Genomic DNA, 890 nt, shown 5'->3' with positions numbered 1-890 from the left:
TGGAATTTCGAGACGCCGCAGATGGTGCCGGGCACAACCACGCCTTCGCTGGTGCAGATGCCGGGGGCGATGAAGCGGGAGCTTTACGAGTATCCAGCCCGCATTTCCTCCGTGGCTGAGGCAGAGCGGGCGCAGAAGCTGCGCATGCAGGCAAGCGAGGCCGATCACAACCGGGTCGTGGGACGATCGTCATCGCGCATATTAGAGGCCGGCCGGCGATTTACGCCCTATGAAGTGGCCCATCCCGAGCATGTCTATGAAGAACATGTCGTCGTGCGCGCGACCCATTATGCGGTCGATCCCTCCTACGAAACCAACGCGGATCAGCCGGAATATACCAACGAATTCGAGGCCGTGCCGTCGCGCGTCGCAATGACGCCGCATCGCAAGACCGAACGGCCACGCATCCGCGGCACGCAGGTGGCGATCGTTGCCGGCCCCTCCGGAGAAGAAATCCATCCGGACCAGTATGGCCGCATCAAGCTCTGGTATCCCTGGGACCGCCGCGCCAAGAAGGATGGATCTGATACCTGCTGGGTGCGCGTCGCCCAGAGCTGGGCTGGCGGCACATGGGGCGGCCAGGTCATCCCCCGCATCGGCATGGAAGTCATGGTCGCCTTCATCGACGGCGATCCGGACCGACCGCTGGTGACGGGCGTGGTGCCGAACCCGAGCAACGGCGTGCCCTACGACCTTCCCGCCAACAAGACCCGCATGGTCCTGCGCTCCAATACGCATAAGGGCACCGGCTTCAACGAGATGACCTTCGAGGACGATGCCGGCCGCGAGAACATGTTCTTCCACGCGCAGAAGGACCAGACGACGCGCGTACGCAACGACCGCACCAAACGCGTCGACCGCCACGAGGTCGCCTCCATCGGCGGCAATCG

The 890-nt window shown here is 63.9% G+C and carries 1 protein-coding gene; it reads left to right on the top strand.

Annotated elements, in window-relative coordinates; translation table 11 throughout:
* A partial coding sequence (gene tssI / locus PH562_RS30655) for a type VI secretion system tip protein TssI/VgrG (RefSeq protein ID WP_285177644.1) occupies nucleotides 1–890 on the top strand: 890 nt, incomplete at both ends.

Origin of the sequence: Rhizobium centroccidentale, from assembly GCF_030182565.1 — a bacterium.
Taxonomy (GTDB): Bacteria; Pseudomonadota; Alphaproteobacteria; order Rhizobiales; family Rhizobiaceae; genus Rhizobium.
The sequence above is the reverse complement of the archived record's forward strand: the minus strand, read 5'-3'. Positions and strand labels throughout refer to the sequence as shown.